Here is a 19,685-nt window from a genome sequence, read left to right as displayed (position 1 = left end):
ACGGATTTAACCAGCTTTCTTTTTTTCATTTTCAAGGTGTTTCTGAAAAAATAAGGCGGCATGAAATAAAGTCGACTGTTGCTCGAGTTCAGCCACATATTCCTGAACTAGGCGCTGAAAATAACGGTAGGCAAATAGTGCTGGAATAGCAATCACCATACCGGCAGCTGTGGTAATTAATGCCTTAGAAATACCAGGAATCATCATGGTTGGATTGGCATTCGTACCTAAATCAATGACTAAAAAGGATTCGATAATTCCAATCACTGTGCCCAATAGACCCAATAACGGTGCAACAGCGCTCAATGTACCTAAGAAATTGATATTTTTTTCTAAATATCCAATTTCGCGTGAAGCAGTCGCTTCCATCTGAGCACGTGCAAATGCTTCACCTTGAGCGTAAGCATCTATACCATCTTTAAAAATATAGCCCAATGCAGTTTGGCAAACAGCTTGATCTTGTTCCATTTCATCTAAAACATCGTCAACATTGCGACTTTTTTGCATCATAAGCGACTTAGGTAGAACTAAAGATCGTTTCAGCCGTATAAATCTCTCGATTGAAATCGCAACAGTAAAAATTGAACATAAAACCAATGGCAGCATTAACCAACCGCCGGCTTTAACAAGTTCCCACATCTTTAGTTCCCCAATTTAATTAAATCGCTTAAACATTATTGTTCTGGTAAACAGATATTTAAAATTCCATCTAACTCATCAAGAGAGTTATAACTGATGACCAGCTTTCCTTTACCCTGTTTGTTATAGTCTAATTTTACACTTGCACTAAAACGTTCTGACAATTTCTGAGTCAGTTGTTGTACATCTGGCGCAAGTGGATCTTTAGATTTTTCCTGCTTTGGTGTATTCCAATCACGCACCAATTGCTCGGTTTGACGGACAGATAAACTCTTATCAATCACGATTTTTGCAATTTGCAATTGATCTTTAGCTTTTAGGGTCAATATCGCACGGGCATGCCCCATGTCTAATAAACCTTGTTGCATTAAATCTTTGATTTCATCTTCTAGACTTAATAAGCGCAATAAATTACTTACGGTAGTGCGTGCTTTACCTACAGTATCTGCAATTTCTTGATGGCTAAGCCCAAATTCTTCATGAAAACGTTGTAATGCTAGTGCTTGATCAACAGGGTTTAAATCTTGACGTTGAATATTTTCGATCAATGCCAAGGCAATCGCAACCTGATCGGTCAAATCACGTACAATTGCAGGGATTTCAGTTAAACCCGCCAATTGCGCAGCACGCCAGCGACGTTCACCTGCAATGATTTCATAGGGAGTTTCGTCATTTTCAATAGGACGAATCACAATCGGCTGCATTACACCATGTTTTTTAATCGATGCAGCAAGTTCTTGTAAATCCTGCTCACCAATAAAACGACGGGGTTGATATGCACCGCGTTTTAATTGGGTTACATCCATCTGTTTTAATTGGCCATGATCCAATGCTTGGACTTCAAGTTGTAGTTTTTCTTTTTGGATTGAACCTAATAATGCATCTAAGCCACGACCCTTTGCCAACCCTCTTTTTTTCACGGTCATGCTTTATTTCCTTTTTTCACTTTACTCTTTTTCAACATTTCAGCTGCTAAATTTAAATATGCAATTGCACCTTTAGAGCTTTTCTCAAAATAAATAATCGGTAATCCATGTGCTGGCGCTTCGGCCAACCGCACATTACGCGGAATCACTGTATCATAAAGTTTCTTACCAAAATACTGTTCTAATTCGGCAGAAACATCACGAGTGAGTGCATTACGCGCATCATACATGGTACGAAGCACCCCAATAATTTCCAATTCAGGGTTTAAAGCCTGCTGAATTTTATCAATGGTCTGGGTCAGATCTGCCAATCCTTCTAATGCATAATACTCACATTGCATTGGAATAATCACTGCATCGACTGCGGCTAAAGCATTGACCGTAATTAAACTTAAACTTGGTGCACAATCAACAATAATATAATCAAAGTCTTTTTCAATCTGCTGTAAAGCGTTACGCAAAATAAACTCACGTCCATCTTGCTCTGCAATTGCCAGCTCAACACCTGCCAAATCACGATTTGAGCCAAGCACTTTATAGCCAACTTCAGCTTTACTAATTGCAGTTTCAATCGGTACTTCACCCAGAAGTACATCGGTGACTGAATACAACAAATCATTTTTTTGAATACCCGACCCCATGGTAGCATTACCCTGTGAGTCCATATCCACCAATAAAACACGCTTTTTCAACACTGCCAAAGAGGCAGCCAAATTCACGGCTGTCGTGGTTTTACCTACGCCACCTTTCTGGTTTGCGATAGCAATAATTTGAGCCATGGTAACCCCAACCCTTAGTCTGTTTTAAATCTGTTTTAATAAAAGTAAATGACGTTGTTCGTCCAATCGAGGTACATGCAATTCAATAATGTCACAACTCCACTTGTCTTTTAAAGCATCAACTTCTTCAGTGGGAATCAAACCTTTCATTGACGCAATGATACTGCGTTCATGCATATAAGGTTCTGAAGCTGTCACAAAATCTGTCAATGAAGCAAATGCACGACTGGTGATCACATCAAATTGCCCTAGATCATGGATACTATCTTCATTTTCTACACGTGTCTGAACTGCGACAACATTTTTTAGTTTTAAATCTGCAATAAACTGTTTCAGAAAACGAATTTTCTTACCATTTGAATCCAACAAAACACATTGGCGTTCAGGTTGGCACAGTGCAATGATCATCCCTGGCATACCCCCGCCTGTACCAATATCGAGTAAACGACCAGCGGGTAAATCATTTAAAATACTTAAGCTATCCAATAAATGTTTAACCAACATTTCTTTTGGATCACGAATGGCCGTTAAGTTATAAGCTTTGTTCCACAGGACGAGTGCATCTTGATATTGCAACAATAATCCTAATGCTTCATCACTAAGTTTTAAGCCAAGCTTTAGACTGCCTTGCATTAACTCTTGAAAAAATGGATGCATGATCAAATAACATCTCTAAAAAGTTAGCTGAAAGTATACCTATTTCTCGCCCGTGGAACAGTAGTTAACGATGAGTTAATACGCACTTAGGCGTATTTATCCTCACTTAACTATACTCACCCTGTCTTATTTGCAAATCCAAGGCTGTTAAACGCTCAGGTGTACCCACATCAACCCACGCTGCCTGCATTTTCTCAGCCGAGATTTTACCGTCTAGCATGCCTTGTTTAAGCAAAGGTGCAAGTGGTCTTTTACCCTGTTCCAGACCATCAAACATTTTTGGGTTAATCACAGCGACACCACTATAAGTTAAATTTTCACCTTGCTGATTTTGCTCAAAGGTATAAGCACGACCATTTGCCAAGGTAAAATCACCCTGTGGATGCTGTTCAGGATTATTGACAAAAACCAAATGTGCAAGATCATCGGCAAGATTGATATCTAATAATGATGCAAAATCAAAAGTGGTCCATACATCACCATTGACCAGAATAAAAGGTTGATCACCGAGAAGCGCTAAGGCATTGATAATCCCACCTGCGGTTTCCAAGCCCTCATCTTCACGCGTCCAGCGTATAGTCACACCAAATTGTGAGCCATCACCCAAGGTGCCAATCAGAATATCTGCCAACCATGCAGAGTTAATCACGATTTCAGTCACGCCAATTTTTTTTAATTTTTCAATATGCCATACAATTAGTGCTTTGCCGCCTACTTCCAACAAAGGCTTTGGCTTATAGAGGGTCAAAGGTCGCATTCTATTGCCTAGACCAGCAGCTAAAATCATCGCTTTCATGCTGCAACCACCTCATATGCGCCATATTTTTCTTCAAATTTCGGCAAAACCCGTGCATGGATAAAACGCATAAACGATTGTAATTCTGGGTAAGGTTTTGACTCTTCCAGTAAGTACCACATGACACGAGGCAAGTCCTTGAGATAACCAGACTTACCATCACGCTCAAACAAACGAACGAAAATACCTAAAATTTTGATATGACGCTGAATTGCCATAAAGTCAGCATCTTGTTTGAATTGATCAAAATCACGATCTTGCTTCGCAGATTCTGGCAACAAGTCATAAAACACTTTAAACCACTCATACACACGCTCAGGACCCCACTGTACGTAGGCATCACGGGTAATCGAAATCAAGTCATAAGTATCCGCACCGATCACTGCGTCTTGAAAATCAATCACACCTTGGTCTTTCTCACCTTCAAGAATCATCAGGTTACGACTATGGAAATCACGATGTACGATTACTTGAGGTTGTGCCAAAGCTGCATTGGCAAGGATAGCAAAAGTTCTTTTAATTAAAGCATGTTCTTCATCTGTCACTTGGATTGCTAATGATGGTAACAACCAATCCGTTAACAATTCCATTTCTGAGATCAGCTTTTCATAGGCATATGCTGGCAATTGTGATGAATCAGCGACAATCGACTGCAACTGCACCAACTGCTTAAAACTTTGCGCATAATGTGCATCTACCGTTTGATCATTCAATTGTGTAGATAGCAATACATCGCCAAAATCTTCAAGTAACAACAAACCTTGATCTAAGTCCTTGGCAACAATATGAGGTACACGCACCCCATTTGTGTCAAAGAATTCATCAATCGCAACAAAAGGACGACAATCTTCCTTCTCAGGAGGTGCATCCATAAGCATAAATGTTTTATTATTCAAGGTAATTCGTGCATAACGACGGAAACTCGCATCGCCTGCTAAAAAATTGATTTCAAATTGATCTGAACTGAGTACAGATGTTAACCATGTTTGTATCAATTGTTCACGTTGTGTATTCATTTGCAATTTAATCTAATTCAGGCTGAATTTTTGAAGTGCTAAGTGTAGCTACTTATCGACTTTTTCTCTATGATGCGACAATAATTAATTGCGATTAGCATATTTGGTTAATGAGACAAATGAAGCATCAGTTTAAATTTAATCCTTTAGCGACTGCTATTTTGACACTTCTTTGTGGGAGTTCAGTATCCAGCTATGCTGAATCGACAGACACTGTTTCTGAAGTTAATAATAAGCAACTGAATGCAGCCATCAAAGAAAGCTTTGCAGGACAAAATTTCTTTGAACAATATTATGTGGACAAAAACTCACCTAAAGCACAGGTACGTGATTTAAAAAATCCAAGTAGCCGTTATTGTGAAGGTGTCTGGGTAACGCCTTTTAGTACTCAAACTAAATCGACAAATCCAGAAGAAGCCTCATCTGTGATTACCGCAGATAATGGGTATTACAATCCCAATGGTGACTCTTTCCTGTCTGGTGATGTGGTCATTGACCAATCTGGACGTATGATCCGTGCTGATGAAGTGACCATTGATAAAACACAAACTTTCGCCAAAGCGAAAGGCAATGTACAAATGGCGCAAGGTGGTATCATCGCGCAAAGTGATCAGATTGATTACAACCTGAAAGATGAAACTGGTCAGTTAAATAATAGTTTCTATATTGCAGAATTGACCCATGCACATGGTCATGCAGAAAAAATAGAAAGAACCTCACCAACCAATATCATCCTTGAAAATGCAACCTATACCACCTGCCCACCTGATGAAAAACCCACTTGGAAAATTCAGGCCAATAAAATTGAATTGGATCAAGATACTGGTCGTGGTGTAACGCGCGGGACTAAACTTTATGTTAAGGATGTGCCTGTACTCGCAGTTCCATACTTTAACTTCCCGATCGATGACCGCCGTACAACCGGGATTTTAAGCCCGAGTTTCGGCTTTACCAATGATGGCGGTTTTGAACTCGCAGTTCCTGTTTATTTAAATTTGGCACCTAATTATGATGCCACCATTACACCACGACTGATTACTGACCGTGGTCTTATGGCTCAAGGTGAATTTCGCTACTTGACTGAGAACTTTGGTGCTGGTAGCGTCTGGGGAAGTTACTTACCCTCTGACCGCGACTATAATGATGAAGATCGTAAAGACCTCCATTTCCTACACAAGTGGGATATCACCAAACAGTGGTCAACCAATTTAGAATATAACTATGTTTCTGATAAAGACTTCTTCTCAGATCTAGATAGCAATCCAAATTCTCGCACAGAGCTTAACCAACGCCGCGCTTGGGAACTTAACTACAATCACGGTATTCCTGGGTTAAAAGCTCAGCTTAAAGTTGAAGACTTTCAAACACTTGATAAAACCATCAAAGATGTAGATAAGCCATATGCCCGCCTACCACAGTTTTTACTGAACTATGTCGCTGGAAATCCGCAAGGTTTGGAATACGAATTTAATAACGATACTGCGTATTTCCAAAAAGACATCAACGACGCTGATTATAACAACCAGCCAAGTGGTACACGTTTATATAACCAATTTGCGACACGTTATAATTTCCGCAATCCATGGTCTTTTGTGATCCCTGAAGTTTCTGTACGTAGTTTAAATACTTTCTATGATCAAACCACGGTAGATCAACTTAACTTAAATAACCAAAGCCAAGATAGCAAAAATAAATCCGTTGTTGTTCCTCAATTTACCTTGGATACGGGTTTAACTTTTGAAAAGGACGGGAAATTCCTCCAGACTATTACACCTCGTGCTTTCTACGCTTATGCACCATATAAAAATCAAACAGGTTATCCAAACTTTGATTCAACAACAGCTTCTATCAGCTATGATCAATTGTTTAGCCCGTACCGCTTTTATGGACACGACCGCTTAGAAGACAATAACTTTTTATCTTTAGGCTTAAGTTATAGTTTATTTGATACGGTGGGCTTAGAGCGTTTAAGAGCCAGTATTGGTCAAAGTTATTATTTTGATGATCGAAAAGTTACACTGCTTAACAATACTGATGATTTAGACAGAGAAAAACATACCGGCCCTGTGCTGAGTCTTTCTAGCCAACTTTCACAAAACTTCACATTGAGTACCAACTCAGCGTGGATGTCAAATGGTGATAGCGCACAACATGACTTCCAACTGTATTATACAGGCCAGCGTGGAAACCTTTATAACGTCGGTTATTTTTATCGCAATAACCTTCCTGACCGTCAACGAGAATATGATCAAGCAGTTGCATCATTTATACAGCCTGTAAAAGACAACTGGCGTATTATGGGGCATGTTCAATATGACCTTGACAACCATGTCGCACGCGAATATTTATTGGGTGTGAATTATGAATCTTGTTGTTGGGGAATTTCCGTCTATGGTCGCTCGTACTTTAATGATCTAGATGACGTTTCTCTTCCTGATACAAAGCCAAAACGCGCAGTGATGGCTGAGATCACACTAAAAGGACTTGGTGGTTTGAACAACAAGTTAAGTTCATTACTTGAAAATCGTATTTTAGGTTTTGATAAAGCTAATCAATCTTGGACACATTAATGAAGACGCAAAAATTTAAAAAATTATTTAAAGCATCAACCTTAGCTTTACTCATCTCCACCTCGGTATCAGTTTATGCTGCTCCGCAGGACCAAATCATTGCAATTGTTGGTTCTACAGCAATTTTAAAAAGTGATTTAGACCAAGGTGTTGCTGAAGCGACACATCGACTTCAGGCACAAAAGAAAGAAATCCCACCACAAAACATTCTGCAACAGCAAGTACTGAGTCAGCTCATCACCCATGATGCACAGCTTGAACAAGTAAAGAAGTATGGCTTAAAAGCAGATGAAAAAAGCTTAAATGAAGCCGTATTAAAAGTTGCTCAACAATCTGGTGCAAATTCTTTAGAAGCTTTTCAAAAAAAATTAGATGCTGTTGCACCCGGTACCTATGAATTACTTCGTAACCGTGTTGCAGAAGATTTACTCATTCAACGATTGAGTCAACAACAAGTGATGTCTCGTATCAAGATCACTGACCTTGATGTTGAAAACTTCTTAAAATCACCTGAAGGTCAAGCTGCTGTTGGTAGTCAAGTCCATGTACTACATATGCGTATTTCAGGAGAAGCGCCTGCAAGTGAGTTAGAAAGTATTGCAAAAGCAGTTCGTACTGACTTAAAAGACAGCAATGACGTTAAAAGCTTAGAAAAGAAATTTAGCACAGCCCAAGTTAAAGTCGATGGTGCTGATATGGGCTTCCGTCCGCTTTCAGATATTCCAACAGATCTTGCTGCACGTGTTACGACTCTTGAGCCAGGACAAACCACTGACTTAATTCCAGCAAAAGACGGCGTTCATGTTTTAAAATTATTAGAAAAAAAATCGAATGAGCAAAAAGCTTTAGTTCCGCAATTTAATACGCGTCATATTTTGATTAAAACATCAGAAGTTGTTAGCCCTGAAAATGCAAAGCAAACCATTGACAGTATTTATAACCGCTTAAAAGCGGGCGATGATTTTGCTACGCTTGCTTCAACCTATTCAAATGACCCTGGTTCTGCTCGTGATGGCGGAAGCCTTGGTTGGGTAAGCCCTGGCATGATGGTTCCTGAATTTGACAAACTCATGCAAAGTTCGCCAGTCAACGAAATCAGTAAACCATTTCAAACTCAATTTGGCTGGCATATTCTCCAAGTTACAGGCACACGTCAACAAGATATGACCTCAGAGTACCAAAAGCGTATGGCTCGCCAAATTTTAGGCGAACGTCAATTCGAATCAGAATATGATGGCTGGTTAAGAGAGTTACGTGCAAATACTTACATTGAAATCAAAGACCCAAGCCTAGATCCAAAGAAAAATGAAAGTTAAGTCTGTGCTAAGTCGTTAAATTAAAACCAGTGCTTTTGCACTGGTTTTTTTATCTCTAAATTTAGCAACACCAATAAAAAAGAGACGCCAATTTGGCGTCTCTTTTACAATCGTTCTTGTTAAATCAAGAAATTAACGATTGTTTTCATCTTCTTGTGAATCTTCAAATTTTGTTTCGCCGCCAAAGTCAGTACCTTGACCGCCAAAGCCGCCTTGACCACCGAAGCCGCCTTGACCACCGAAGCCACCTTGACCACCGAAGCCACCTTGGCTACCGAAACCACCTTGACCACCGAAACCGCCTTGTTGACCACCAAAGCCGCCTTGTTGACCACCGAAGCCACCTTGACCACCGAAGCCACCAGCTTGACCGCCGAAGCCGCCAGCTTGACCACCGAAGCCACCAGCAGCACCTTGAGCACCAGCAGGAGCACCAGCAGGACGTGGATTACGTGCAGGTACTACAGTTGAAATAGCATGCTTATAAACCATTTGGCTTACTGTGTTTTTCAACAAAACAACATACTGGTCAAAAGATTCAATATGACCTTGTAATTTAATACCGTTTACAAGAAAAATAGAAACAGGAATACGTTCTTTACGGAGAGAATTTAAGAACGGATCTTGTAAAGTTTGACCTTTAGACATTTTATACTCCAAAAAAAATTAAAATCAGCGCAAAAACTACCTTTATTTTTCAATTAAAATTTATAAAAAAGGTAGTTGTTAAATTTTGCTTTATCCGTATAAGTTTCGCAAGTCTTCTTGTGCTTGGTTTATCGTAAAAAAAGTTTGAAAAGAGTGTGTTTCTTGCAAAGATCGTAACCATGTGTATTGACGTTTTGCTAATTGTCGTGTCGCAAATAGTGCTTTATCCTTCATTTGACGCTCACTTTCTTGACTCAAATCACTGTTTTTTAAAAAATCTATCGCTTGTCGGTATCCAACAGAGCGTGAAGAAGGTAAATTTTCTTCGAGATCGTATTTTTTCATAAGATTTTCAACCTCATTTAAAAATCCGATTTCCCACATTTTTTCCAAACGAAGTTCAATTCTCTTGTGCAGCTCTAGGCGATCAGGCAATAAAGCATAATTATGAAAATCATATCGGTACGGTTGATTCTTCGGTTGTTCCGCCTGTAGTTGAGTAATCGGACGACCAGTAATTTTATACACTTCTAAAGCGCGAATGATTCTTTGCTTATCACTGACTTTAAATTTTTCACCTGCCAATACATCAACAGATTTTAATTCATCATACACCGATTGCCAGCCTTCCGTTTCACCTTTTAACTCAATCGCAGCACGAATCGCGTAATCAGCACTCGGTAAATTTGTAGAAAGCCCCTCAAGCAACGCTTTAAAATATAGCATTGTACCGCCAACTAAAATAGGTGTTTTACCGCGTGCATGGATATCATCAATCAGTTGACAAGCATCCTCGACAAATTCAGCAGCGGAATAAACCTCAAGTGGGGTAATAATATCAATCAAATGATGCGGATAACGCTCCTGCTCCGCTTTGGTTGGCTTTGCAGTACCAATATCCATATCTTTATAGACCAAGGCAGAATCTACAGAAATAAGCTCATAATTCCCATGATCATACAGTTCACATGCCAAAGCAGTTTTACCGCTTGCGGTTGGTCCCATTAAATTGATGACGGGCAATTGATTTGACATGTACAACTACTCTCCTCGAGCAAATAATTTATCTAATTGGGGTAATGGAAATGCTCGCCATGTTGGTCGACCATGATTACACTGACTGGCAAATTCTGTGTGTTCCATTTGACGCAACAAAGCATTCATTTCGGAAAGACTCAGCATTCGATGAGCACGCACTGCACCATGGCATGCCATGCCTGCTAAAATTTGATCACGCTTTTGCTGTAGCGCCTGCGCTTCATCATTTGGATCTAAATCATTGAGTAATTCAGGTACCAAGGATTCAAAATCTGCTTTATGTAAAATCGCAGGCACACCACGTACAATCACTTGATCATCACCATATTGATCAATTTCTAGACCTAAGCGTTCCAACTGTGGTTTTAAATCATCAACACGGGTTGCCTGCATACGGGTAATCGAAATGACTTTAGGAATAAGCAACTGCTGTGAGGTCCAAAATTCTGGTTTATCCCATGCAGATTTCATTTGTTGTAGCAAAATACGTTCATGCGCTGCATGCATATCGACAATAATCAGGCCTTCCGTATTCTGTGCAAGAATATAAATTCCATGTAATTGCGCTATTGCAATTCCCAATGGATATTCATCAACCTGATGGACCTGTTTATTTTGGATTTCTTGTACAGATCGCTCATAGGACGCTTGATCTGTTAATTCTTGATCAGCATCCCCAGACTCACGTAAAGGGGCTAAATAGCTTTTCAAGGCGTTATTGAGTTGTTGAGTGCCACGATACTGCTGTTGTGGTTCATAGTGGGAATAATTGACTGTTTGGGCATGTGCATCACTAAAATCTGTTAGACCACTATGCTGTATAGACCCATCTGAATTGCTTCGGCTATTTTGATCACTTACATCTTGCTCAGCTGGCGCATTGCGATGTAAATGAAATTGTTCCTGATAACGCGGCTGTGCTGGCAATGTTTGATTTTCTGTTGCTCCATCCTGCTTCATTGCAGAAGATAAATCCGCAGTTGCAGTTTGGAATTGAGATAAGGTGTCTTTAGCAAAATGTCGTACAAACTCATGCACTTCACGCTGATTAAGGAAGCGAATTTCATGCTTGGTTGGATGCACATTCACATCAATATTTTCAGGATCAACTTCTAAAAACAGCAAATACGCAGCATGTTGATGCCCATGCAAAATACCATCGTATGCCATACGCAAAGCATGAGAAATGGTTTTATCTTTGACGATACGACCATTCACATAGACATATTGCAAATCGGCTTGTGCACGCGCATCTGAAGGATGTCCTAACCAGCCTGATAAACGCATACTAATACTGTCTGCATCTATCCAGTAAGCATTTTCAGTGAATTGGCGACCTAATAATTGCTGTACCCGTTGAAATCTTAGCTCACCACTATCTGCAATCGGCAAATTAAGGCGAATATTATCATTATGTTCTAAAACAAAGCGGATATCGAAATGCGTAAGTGCCATTCGACGTACAATTTCTTCAATATGACCAAATTCAGTACTTGGTTTCTTTAAAAATTTACGCCGCGCAGGCACATTAAAAAACAAATCCTGAATACGGATATGTGTACCTTGTTGGGTTGCTACCGCTTGAATATCTTGATGATCAAATGCTGTACCATTGACTTCCAGTTGGTAACCGACACCTGAATCATCCTGACTACTGGTTAAGGTTAAACGCGAAACCGCTGCGATAGATGCAAGCGCCTCTCCACGAAAGCCCAAACTCACAATTGCATGTAAATCTTCAGCAGATTGAATTTTACTGGTTGCATGACGGGTGACTGAAAGTGCTAGATCCTCAGCGTGAATACCTCGACCATTGTCAATAATTTCAATCAGGGTACTGCCGCCATTTGCCACACGAATAATCAGCTCAGTCGCACCTGCATCAATCGAGTTTTCAAGCAACTCTTTCACTACCGATGATGGTCGTTCAATCACCTCACCTGCAGCAATTTGGTTGGCCAGTGCTGGATCTAGATTTTGGATACGTCTTAAACTGATATCTTCGCGTTGCATTCAATTAACCTAAAAATTTAAATAAATTAAAATATATGATGGACTTAAAATGCTGAAAACATTGATCAAGTCAACGCTTCAATCAATTCAGCAGAAATACTTTCAATGACCACTTCTCGTGCAGCTTCATCTTCTGTTTTTAAAATGCGAATGACGTGATCTGGCTGTGGAATTTCATCACCGCCCTTAGAAGGCCATTCAAATAAGAATAAAGCATTCTCGACCTCTAAATAATCACGAATACCCATCAATTCAAGCTCATAAGGATCATTTAAACGGTATAAGTCAAAATGAAACACCTCTTTCGCATTGATATTATAAGGTTCCACCAAGGTATATGTTGGACTTTTAACCGCACCTTGATGACCTAAACTTTGCAACCAATAGCGTGTAAGTGTGGTTTTACCTGCCCCCAAGTCACCGATTAAATAAATCACGCCTTTTGCAATATGTTGAGCTAACTTTTGTGCCAACATTTCGGTGTCTTGTTCATTGCTCAGACTTAATTTATATGAATATTGCATAACGCTCACGACATGATTCAAACCAGACAATATGATAGCATTGCGTGACTTTAAAACCTATGTTGCATTGTTTAGAAATCATGTTTTGATACTTTCCAACTCGCTTAGAGCACTCACTTTAAACTTATCTGCATAAAAAATACGCTTATGAAACCCGTCACCCTTGTTTCAGAATATCAACCACCAATGAGAGATGGTGTAACTGCATCAAAAGTTTATCTCCCCAAGCGAGCAGCTTTACCTAAAAATTTATTCAGTTATTTATGTGAACATTTTCCACATATTTCAGCCAATGAATGGCAACAACGTTTTCAAGAGCAACTCATCATCGATATGCAAGGTCAAGCATTAACGGTTGATCAGCCTTATCTAGAGAATACCCATCTTTACTACTATCGATTTCTAACCCATGAAATTCATGTGCCATTTCAAGAAAAGATATTGTTTGAAAATGAAGATTTAATTGTCGTAGACAAGCCTCACTTTTTAACCATCAGCCCATCAGGGCAATATATACAAGAAACCTTATTAGTTCGTTTAAAAAAAACCACAAACAACCCAGACCTCACCCCAATCCATCGCTTAGATCGGGAAACTGCTGGCATTGTATTGTTTTCTAAACGGCCTCAAACACGTGGTTTATATCAACAAATGTTTGCTGAACGGCAAGTCAATAAGACCTATCAAGCGATTGCTCAATTCAATACTGATTTAAAATTTCCATGTGCTGTGGACTTGAGAATGGAAAAGGGCGAACCCTTTTACACTATGAAAGTTGTTGAGGGAAAATCAAACTCATATACCGAAATTGATCTAATTGAACACAATCAAATTTGGGCAAAATACTTACTAAAGCCGACTACAGGTAAACAACATCAATTACGAGTACATTTAAATTGGTTAAATATTCCAATTAAAAATGACCCTTTTTACCCGCAAGTTCTACATAAAGATGCTGCTGATTTTTCACAACCCTTACAGCTGTTAGCCAAGAAAATTGAGTTCCTTGACCCGATTACACAAGTCGAATATTGCTTTTGTTCTGACTATGAATTGACACTGTAATTTTGACGTAATGACAAATATATGACTTTTTGACGATTAAGCATTGAAATTCCGAAAGCTTTGATTAAAATAAGCATTCAAACTCAAATTTTGTTTGGTCACTATTCATGAGAAAAACCGAAGTCTATCAAGTACGCCTTGATTCACAAGAAAAAAAACTAGCATTTGCTGTTTTTAAACAATTGGGGATTACGCCTGCACAAGCAGTTCGACTGTTTTTTAAACAAGTTGTCATCACAAAATCCATCCCTTTCGCCATAGAAAATCAAAATATCAATATGGATCAGTTATTCAAGCTGAGAAAACTTAAGCAAGACCAACAAAACGGACAACTCAATTCTTCTGTTGATTTAAATGATGACGACGAAGATCTATTTGCAGAGCTGAATGCCATCTTGGGTGAAAGTGACAAAAAATAACACTGTCGCATTTTTAAACAAATAATTAAGTTTACTTTTCTATTTTTTGGTTATGCTCTTTTGCAAAGATAAAAATCATTGCAAGGAGTAATAAATGATCGTTAGACGAGCGACCAAAGAAGATTTAAATCAACTTGCTACTTTATTTGATGAATATCGCCAATTTTACGGCGCATCTTCCAATATCCAAGAGTCCTTTAATTTTTTAAAACAACGTTTTGAAAATCAAGAAAGTGTTATCTTTATTCATGTAAAAGATGATGTTTTTACAGGCTTTGTGTTGTTATACCAAGGCTTTTCATCAGTTTCTTGTTCAAAGTATTATATTTTAGATGATGTTTATGTAACACCTGTTTTTCGTCGACAAGGTTCTGCCAAACAACTGATTGATACTGCAATTCTGTTTGCACGTCATGAAGATGCGCAACGGATCAGTTTAGAAACCCAGAAAAACAATTACCATTCACATCAACTCTATGAGCAAATGGGCTTTGTTAAAGACAATGAATTCCAAACATTTCATTGTTTCCTCAAGTAGTTTTTTTACAATGCATTTTTCAATCAATTCAACGTAGGTTTCCACATCTTTGCGAATTTAAGTACATTGGGTACCGTGTCCTGTGAAATAGGAAAAACCACTGCACAGGATTTCTTAGCATCCAATACTGTACTTTCATGCCCTAAATAACACTTTAATTGAGCAATTTTATCAAATTCTTTTTGATTCACCTTGACCACAATTTTACGAAAAGAATGTTCTAACCAATTTTTATAACTTTCAGCATCAGCATCTTGAACAAATTGTAAGTGCGCAGCCAAGACTGCATGCGCAACAAGGGTTGGAACCATAAAGTCTGGCATTTCATCTAAAACAGCAATATAGAGCTTTAAAGCCATGATCAAATCACTATTTGTTCATTTTGACTATTTCTAGCAGCATTCACCTGATCTTCTGTCAAATAAACCCACTCACCTTCAACTAAGTCTTTGAGTGCTAATTGCCCGACTTGTGCACGATGCAAGCTTTCAACCTTATTCCCCACAGCAGCCAACATCCGTTTGACTTGATGATAAACCCCTTGGTGCACAGTGATTTGTAATGCATATTCAGCCAAGCGCTGTACATCTGTTGCTGCAAAGGTACCCTTTTCATTGCGTAATTCTACACCCTGTTCAAGTTGTTGAATCTGATCATCTGTAATCGGATCTGCTGTTTGTATTTGATAAACTTTAGCCACATGCTTTTTAGGATGAGTCAATGCTTGCAAAAACTGCCCATCATCCGTCAGTAGCAATAAACCTGTCGTGTCCTGATCTAAACGACCAACAGTTTGTAAACCTCGGTTCATAAGGACATCATCAAATAAATCAAAAACACTAAAATGGTGTGTTGATTGATGGGAACATTCGTAGTCCTGCGGTTTATTTAAGGCAATATAGACTTTTTCACGGTATTGAAATGTTTCGGTATAGACTGAAAATACTAGATTTTGGGTATCAAGTTTAAATTTAGGGTCGGTAACGACCTCGTTTTGGATTTGAATTGCACCATTTTTAATGAGTTGTTGGCAATGCTTACGTGAACCAAAGCCTTGTGATTGCAACATTTTTTCCAAGAACATAAATTAATACCTTAAAAATTCACGATACATTTTAAAGTATCGTGAATTGAAACCCAAACAACATTCAGGCTTTTTTAGCCTTATTGATGATCAATATATGCTTTTATCAAGTATTAAGGATAAATGACTTATGTACAGCAACACCCGCCAGCGCTCCATCTGCAACTGAGAAAGCAACTGAACCACCTGAACGGGTGATATCCCCACAAGCATATATCCCTTTAAGATTGGTTTCTTTCATGGCTGTGGTTTGAATGGCTTCACTATATTCATTTATATCAAGCACTATCCCCAGTTTTTTAATCCAAGGCGCGCTGATACGCATAAAAGTGGAGACGAATAATCCATCTAATTGAACCTGCTCACCATCTTCAAAGACTAAATCACAATGATTGTGTATTTTGACAATTTTGCGTGTATCCAATTTCACATTTCTTTGTTTAAGCTGCTCAAGTGTGACTGGATCTAATTCAGCTTGTGAAATTACATCATTTAAAAATAAAGTGGTATTGCCCCAGTCAGGTAACATCAATGCCATATGGATCGAATGTAGACCTGAACATAACATTCCAAGTGTTCCAAGATTTAACTCATAGCCATCACAGTATGGACAATGAAAAATGCTTTTCCCCCACCGTTCTGCTAAACCATCGATTTCAGGTAAATCATCTTTAATACCTGTAGCAATAATTATTTTTTTGACTTGAATGGTTGTACACGTCTCATCGGCTTGGTCTACTTGAATCTCATATTGCTCCCCGACAGCCCTCACTTCGGTGACGGATGCGTTGATACATGACAAAGTTTGGTATTTGTCTAACTGTAATTTTGCATCACGAATAATTGCTGCTGGCGTATTGCCATCTTGGGTTAAGAAATTATGTGAATGTTCAGCAAAACGATTACGACGCATGCCTGCATCAATCATTAACACTTTTTTTCTAGCACGAAGCAATGGTAATGCTGCTGATAAACCTGCATAACTCCCACCAATAATTACAACATCGTAGTTCATTTTCAACACCAATAAGTAACTTTTAAAGTTACTATATTGAGTTATTTTTATAATTGCAACTTTTAATGTTACAATTAACAAAAGAGCGTTGACTTAAGAACTATGCGTAAAGATAGTAAGCTTTCTCGAATGTTGCATGTGCTATTACATATGGCCCGTGAAAAAAAACCGTTCACCTCTGAACAAATTTCAATCATGTTAGACACCAATCCTGTCGTAGTACGTCGTACCATGTCTGGTTTAAAAAAAGCAGGCTTTGTCCATGCAGACAAAGGCCCCGGTGGAGGCTGGACCTTAGTACAAGCTTTAGAGGAAATATCTTTATTTGATATTTATCAGGCTGTTGGAGAACCTACTATTTTTGCCATTGGCAATGAACAAGAAACACCCAACTGTCTGGTTGAATTGGTGGTGAATAAAGCTTTAAACCAAGCTATGCAAGAGGCACAAAACATTTTAATACAACAACTTAAATCAACAAATCTGTCTAAACTGGCACAAGACTTTGAGTATGAATGGAATTTATTGGGTGCTGAAACTGAAAAATTTATTGTCCACTAAATCCACACTCGACTGAATTTAAATGTGAATCATTGCCAGACAAGGCAAATTCACATACCGCTTTTCAGTATAATGGATGGATATATTAATTTTTAATGCTGAATATTGATGAGTCTTTCTAGTCTAGACCTAAATTTAATTGTGCTCCTTGTTTTATTGGCATGTGGTATTTTTAGTCACAATACTGCGGTCACCATTGCAGCTGGGGTTTTGATCGTCTTTAGAATCACACCTTTAAGTGAGTTTTTCCCATTATTACAAACTCACGGTTTAGAAGTCGGCATTATTATTTTAACCATTGGCGTGCTTACTCCAATTGCCAGCGGCAAAATCCCCGGTGATGTCATTTTAAAATCATTTATGCATTGGAAATCATTAACAGCCATTGCGATCGGTTTATTGGTTGCATGGTTAGGTGGTCGTGGCGTTTCCTTAATGACCAGCCAACCCAATGTCGTTGCAGGCTTATTGATTGGAACAGTCGCTGGAGTTGCATTACTCAGAGGTGTTCCTGTGGGTCCCTTGATTGCTGCAGGAATCCTATCTTTACTGATTGGAAAAACTTAAAGTATTTTTAAATCACCAATTGTGTATCTAAAAAGAATGTGCTCGCTGAATTTTATCAATAGACTTACTTTCGCCAGTAATTCTATTGATAAAGCGTAAATTTAGAATTCTTCACGCATCATTTATCATCCTTCCACTGCTTTAATAAGATTAATTTTTTAAAATCTACTCATTATATTAAGACTCTTGCATAAGTCCTTTTTAAAGCAAAGATCAATATAGAATCCCCCCAGCTTAGCCTTCCCCCAAGGGAAAACACACTTTCAATACCCATACAACTCACTTTTCATGATCTTTTTTTGATTTTCAAAAGATCTTTATTCATCAGATAAATAATAATTTGTTATCATAAAATAAGTGAACAAATCATCGTTTTCAAAATAGAAACTCAAGATATTTTAATCAAACAATTACAAGTCATCGCTACGCTTGATTTTTTCTTAGCCCATTCATCGGGTTTATCATCTGGTATAAATAAGCTACTATATAAGCTTGTATAAAAATACTTTTTAAAAATCAGAATCAATATAGAAACATTTTTAGATTCGTTCACCTTACCATTTTTTGATTTGCTCAAATAAAATGAGGAACCATATTGGACATGAAAAATAATGCAAATTCGATAGAAAAACAGTCTTCTACGCTACAATCAGTAAATTATAAGACGCAAATGCAAAGCAACATTGTCGATCATAATGGAAATACCTTATTTAGTATTGTTTATCCAAATCCAGACAAAGAGACACTAATTTTATTGCATGGAGGACCTGGTTTTCCAAGTGATCTCTCTGCCGTTGCCGATCTTTTAAAAGATTATTTTCAAGTGATCACATTTCATCAAAGAGGAACCCAAAAATCTCCTTGTCGTGATAAAGACTATTCTATGCAGGCTTATTTAAGCGATATAGAAACTGTTCGAGAGTTCTATAAAATCAATAAGTTTCATTTATGGGGACACTCTTGGGGTGGACTTTATGCACAAATCTATGCTGAAAAACATCCCGATAATTTACTCAGTCTTTTTTTATGTAGCCCAGGTTCAGGTACCAATACGCAATGGAAGCAAACTGAAAAAGAAGTCATGCAACTTAATAAGTCCAAAACAAGTGCTTGGGCATGGACAAAAATGGGATTAAATAGCCTTTTAGGCGCGCTTGGAAGCAATGAAGCTTATAAACGCCTCTTTAAACAAGTCATGAAAAACTATAATGAAGGATTTATTGCAACAGATCATCCAGATCTCACTGATGATTTTGATTTACTGAAAGCAGAGCCGATCAATAAAACCAGACCTGAAATCATCAAATATCCGCTGTTAACTGGATTAGATAAACCAGATTTTAAGATTACCATTGTCTATGGAGATCAGGACATCTATACAACAAGTAAAAACTTTGTGATCAATCGATACCCTACAGCACACGTATTTACACTTTCAAACTCAGGGCATATTCCTTGGTTACATCATCCAGAGGCTTATAACAATATAGTGATGAGTCATTATCAATAAGTAT

General features: G+C 38.3%; 21 protein-coding genes. 8 read left to right on the top strand and 13 right to left on the bottom strand.

The window, feature by feature from the left end; translation table 11 throughout:
• Positions 1 to 6: 6 nt before the first annotated feature.
• From GJV03_RS15670 to GJV03_RS15645, 6 genes are all read right to left on the bottom strand, one after another.
• Positions 7 to 639, bottom strand: coding sequence for a MotA/TolQ/ExbB proton channel family protein (locus GJV03_RS15670; protein ID WP_154130504.1), 633 nt, complete (start codon positions 637 to 639; stop codon positions 7 to 9).
• Between the two features lie 35 nt (positions 640 to 674).
• On the bottom strand, positions 675 to 1,565 hold the full coding sequence (locus tag GJV03_RS15665) for a ParB/RepB/Spo0J family partition protein (RefSeq protein ID WP_004720851.1): 891 nt from the start codon (positions 1,563 to 1,565) through the stop codon (positions 675 to 677).
• Positions 1,562 to 2,344 (bottom strand): ParA family protein, encoded by a 783-nt coding sequence (locus GJV03_RS15660; RefSeq protein ID WP_004720853.1) that lies wholly within the window; start codon positions 2,342 to 2,344, stop codon positions 1,562 to 1,564. The genes GJV03_RS15665 and GJV03_RS15660 overlap by 4 nt, the downstream gene beginning before the upstream one ends.
• Before the next feature lie 24 nt (positions 2,345 to 2,368).
• Positions 2,369 to 3,001, bottom strand: a complete 633-nt coding sequence (gene rsmG, locus GJV03_RS15655; protein ID WP_154130503.1) for a 16S rRNA (guanine(527)-N(7))-methyltransferase RsmG — start codon at positions 2,999 to 3,001, stop codon at positions 2,369 to 2,371.
• Between the two features lie 106 nt (positions 3,002 to 3,107).
• Positions 3,108 to 3,797 (bottom strand): N-acetylmuramate alpha-1-phosphate uridylyltransferase MurU, encoded by a 690-nt coding sequence (murU, locus tag GJV03_RS15650; RefSeq protein ID WP_154130502.1) that lies wholly within the window; start codon positions 3,795 to 3,797, stop codon positions 3,108 to 3,110.
• Positions 3,794 to 4,813: a phosphotransferase gene (locus GJV03_RS15645; protein WP_004720858.1), complete on the bottom strand. Its 1,020-nt coding sequence runs from the start codon at positions 4,811 to 4,813 to the stop codon at positions 3,794 to 3,796. Before GJV03_RS15645 ends, murU begins: the two co-directional genes overlap by 4 nt.
• Positions 4,814 to 4,932: 119 nt before the next feature.
• Here GJV03_RS15645 and GJV03_RS15640 point away from each other — a divergent pair, with 119 nt between their 5' ends.
• Both GJV03_RS15640 and GJV03_RS15635 read left to right on the top strand, forming a co-directional pair.
• Positions 4,933 to 7,383, top strand: coding sequence for an LPS-assembly protein LptD (locus GJV03_RS15640; RefSeq protein ID WP_154130501.1), 2,451 nt, complete (start codon positions 4,933 to 4,935; stop codon positions 7,381 to 7,383).
• Positions 7,383 to 8,699: a peptidylprolyl isomerase gene (locus tag GJV03_RS15635; RefSeq protein WP_004720862.1), complete on the top strand. Its 1,317-nt coding sequence runs from the start codon at positions 7,383 to 7,385 to the stop codon at positions 8,697 to 8,699. The genes GJV03_RS15640 and GJV03_RS15635 overlap by 1 nt, the downstream gene beginning before the upstream one ends.
• A 132-nt stretch (positions 8,700 to 8,831) precedes the next feature.
• On the opposite strand, the gene hfq is transcribed toward GJV03_RS15635, so the two are convergent.
• The 4 genes from hfq to tsaE form a co-directional block, all read right to left on the bottom strand.
• Positions 8,832 to 9,347 (bottom strand): RNA chaperone Hfq, encoded by a 516-nt coding sequence (gene hfq / locus GJV03_RS15630; protein WP_004720864.1) that lies wholly within the window; start codon positions 9,345 to 9,347, stop codon positions 8,832 to 8,834.
• 90 nt (positions 9,348 to 9,437) lie between these two features.
• On the bottom strand, positions 9,438 to 10,382 hold the full coding sequence (gene miaA, locus GJV03_RS15625) for a tRNA (adenosine(37)-N6)-dimethylallyltransferase MiaA (RefSeq protein ID WP_004720866.1): 945 nt from the start codon (positions 10,380 to 10,382) through the stop codon (positions 9,438 to 9,440).
• A gap of 6 nt (positions 10,383 to 10,388) precedes the next feature.
• Complete coding sequence (gene mutL, locus GJV03_RS15620; protein ID WP_154130500.1) at positions 10,389 to 12,398, bottom strand: DNA mismatch repair endonuclease MutL; 2,010 nt, start codon at positions 12,396 to 12,398, stop codon at positions 10,389 to 10,391.
• 65 nt (positions 12,399 to 12,463) lie between these two features.
• On the bottom strand, positions 12,464 to 12,922 hold the full coding sequence (tsaE, locus tag GJV03_RS15615; protein WP_105712779.1) for a tRNA (adenosine(37)-N6)-threonylcarbamoyltransferase complex ATPase subunit type 1 TsaE: 459 nt from the start codon (positions 12,920 to 12,922) through the stop codon (positions 12,464 to 12,466).
• 147 nt (positions 12,923 to 13,069) lie between these two features.
• On the opposite strand from tsaE, the gene GJV03_RS15610 reads away from it, so the two are divergent.
• From GJV03_RS15610 to GJV03_RS15600, 3 genes are all read left to right on the top strand, one after another.
• A complete protein-coding gene (locus GJV03_RS15610; RefSeq protein ID WP_154130499.1) occupies positions 13,070 to 13,987 on the top strand; it encodes a pseudouridine synthase in 918 nt (305 codons plus the stop codon).
• A gap of 107 nt (positions 13,988 to 14,094) precedes the next feature.
• Positions 14,095 to 14,406 carry a type II toxin-antitoxin system RelB/DinJ family antitoxin gene (locus tag GJV03_RS15605; RefSeq protein ID WP_004720870.1) on the top strand — a complete coding sequence of 104 codons (312 nt, stop codon included), beginning with the start codon at positions 14,095 to 14,097 and terminating at the stop codon, positions 14,404 to 14,406.
• Between the two features lie 94 nt (positions 14,407 to 14,500).
• A complete protein-coding gene (locus GJV03_RS15600; RefSeq protein ID WP_004720871.1) occupies positions 14,501 to 14,944 on the top strand; it encodes a GNAT family N-acetyltransferase in 444 nt (147 codons plus the stop codon).
• A gap of 23 nt (positions 14,945 to 14,967) precedes the next feature.
• Here the strand turns inward: GJV03_RS15600 and GJV03_RS15595 are convergent, their stop codons facing one another.
• From GJV03_RS15595 to GJV03_RS15585, 3 genes are all read right to left on the bottom strand, one after another.
• Entirely contained in the window at positions 14,968 to 15,303 is a 336-nt protein-coding gene (locus GJV03_RS15595) for a peptidyl-tRNA hydrolase (protein ID WP_105712781.1), read from the bottom strand.
• A 2-nt stretch (positions 15,304 to 15,305) separates the two neighbouring features.
• A complete protein-coding gene (locus GJV03_RS15590; protein ID WP_004720873.1) occupies positions 15,306 to 16,028 on the bottom strand; it encodes a pseudouridine synthase in 723 nt (240 codons plus the stop codon).
• A 106-nt stretch (positions 16,029 to 16,134) separates the two neighbouring features.
• Positions 16,135 to 17,043, bottom strand: coding sequence for an NAD(P)/FAD-dependent oxidoreductase (locus GJV03_RS15585; protein WP_004720874.1), 909 nt, complete (start codon positions 17,041 to 17,043; stop codon positions 16,135 to 16,137).
• Between the two features lie 102 nt (positions 17,044 to 17,145).
• Here GJV03_RS15585 and GJV03_RS15580 point away from each other — a divergent pair, with 102 nt between their 5' ends.
• The 3 genes from GJV03_RS15580 to GJV03_RS15570 all read left to right on the top strand — a co-directional run bounded on the left by GJV03_RS15580 (position 17,146) and on the right by GJV03_RS15570 (position 19,681).
• The gene (locus GJV03_RS15580; protein ID WP_004720880.1) at positions 17,146 to 17,604 is read left to right on the top strand and encodes an Rrf2 family transcriptional regulator; all 459 of its coding nucleotides are present in this window, start codon (positions 17,146 to 17,148) and stop codon (positions 17,602 to 17,604) included.
• A gap of 108 nt (positions 17,605 to 17,712) precedes the next feature.
• Positions 17,713 to 18,171 (top strand): DUF441 domain-containing protein, encoded by a 459-nt coding sequence (locus tag GJV03_RS15575; protein ID WP_056510794.1) that lies wholly within the window; start codon positions 17,713 to 17,715, stop codon positions 18,169 to 18,171.
• Positions 18,172 to 18,772: 601 nt separating this feature from the next.
• Complete coding sequence (locus GJV03_RS15570) at positions 18,773 to 19,681, top strand: alpha/beta hydrolase (RefSeq protein ID WP_154130498.1); 909 nt, start codon at positions 18,773 to 18,775, stop codon at positions 19,679 to 19,681.
• Positions 19,682 to 19,685: the final 4 nt, after the last annotated feature.

This window comes from Acinetobacter sp. RIT698 (genome assembly GCF_009668065.1).
GTDB classification, from domain to species: Bacteria; Pseudomonadota; Gammaproteobacteria; order Pseudomonadales; family Moraxellaceae; genus Acinetobacter; species Acinetobacter guillouiae.
The sequence above is the reverse complement of the archived record's forward strand: the minus strand, read 5'-3'. Positions and strand labels throughout refer to the sequence as shown.